The sequence below is a fragment of the Sphingomonas sp. NPDC019816 genome, from assembly GCF_050274375.1.
GTDB lineage: Bacteria > Pseudomonadota > Alphaproteobacteria > Sphingomonadales > Sphingomonadaceae > Sphingomonas.
In genome coordinates this window covers 1-1,113 of record NZ_JBNNOB010000281.1, presented here as the reverse complement: position 1 = coordinate 1,113, position 1,113 = coordinate 1, and the positions used below count along the sequence as shown (strand labels likewise).

The 1,113-nt window shown below is 67.4% G+C and carries 2 protein-coding genes; both read left to right on the top strand.

The window, feature by feature from the left end; genetic code table 11:
- A partial coding sequence (locus ACQKJZ_RS19425) for a 30S ribosomal protein S2 (RefSeq protein ID WP_427733354.1) occupies positions 1-314 on the top strand: 314 nt, incomplete at its 5' end.
- A 160-nt stretch (positions 315-474) separates the two neighbouring features.
- Positions 475-1,113, top strand: a 639-nt coding sequence (tsf, locus tag ACQKJZ_RS19420; protein ID WP_427733352.1) for a translation elongation factor Ts, incomplete at its 3' end; no start/stop codon positions are given.

The following is a 1,113-nucleotide window of genomic DNA, read 5'->3' as shown; positions in this document are numbered from 1 at the left end:
ACGCCAACCCGGAAGAGCTGGCCATCAAGGCAGCCACCACGCTGGGCATCCCCGTCGTCGCGATCCTCGATTCGAACGTCTCGCCCGACGGCATCGCGTTCCCGGTTCCGGCGAATGACGACGCCAGCCGTGCGATCCGCCTGTACTGCGAAGCCGTTGCCATCGCCGCGACCCGTGGCGGTCACGAGCAGCAGCGCCGTGGCGGTGCGGACTTCGGCGCGATGGCCGAGCCGCCCGTCGAGGAAGCGCTGACCGTCGCCCCGACCGAGACGGCCGAGCAGGCGGTCGAGGCCGAGCGCCAGATCGACGCGTAATCGCGTGACAAGAGCCCCGCGATGCGGGCGGGGCGATCATCGACCGGGCGGGGCATCCCGCCGGTCGGTGACATCGGCTTGACATGCAAGCCGTGCTAAGGGCCGCCTCCGATGGGGCGGCCCTACCCGCATCCCCCTTTTCAGACAGAGGATTGAGACAATGGCCGATATCACCGCAGCGATGGTCAAGGACCTGCGCGAAAAGAGCGGCGCGGGCATGATGGACTGCAAGAAGGCGCTCAACGAAGCCGCTGGCGACATGGACGCCGCGCTGGATTGGCTGCGCACGAAGGGCCTGGCGGCCGCGCAGAAGAAGTCGAGCCGTACCGCCGCCGAAGGTCTGGTCGGCGTCGCCACCAGCGGCACCGTCGGTGCTGCCGTCGAAGTGAACTCGGAAACCGATTTCGTCGCCAAGAACGACCAGTTCCAGGCGTTCGTGAAGGACGTGACCGCGATCGCGCTGAAGACCAGCGACGACGTCGAAGCGCTGAAGAACGAAGCGATGCCGCAGGGTGGCACCGTTGCCGAAGTGCTGACCAACAACATCGCGACGATCGGTGAGAACCAGTCGCTGCGTCGCGCCAAGCGCCTCGAAGTGTCGAAGGGCGCGGTCGTGTCCTACGTCCACAACCAGCAGGCGCCGGGCCTGGGCAAGATCGGCGTGCTGGTCGCGCTGGAGTCGGAAGCCGCCGACGACGTGCTGCAGTCGCTGGGCCGTCAGCTGGCGATGCACATCGCCGCCGCCTTCCCCAAGGCGCTGAACGAAGAAGACCTGGACGAGGCCGAGATCGAGCGTGAG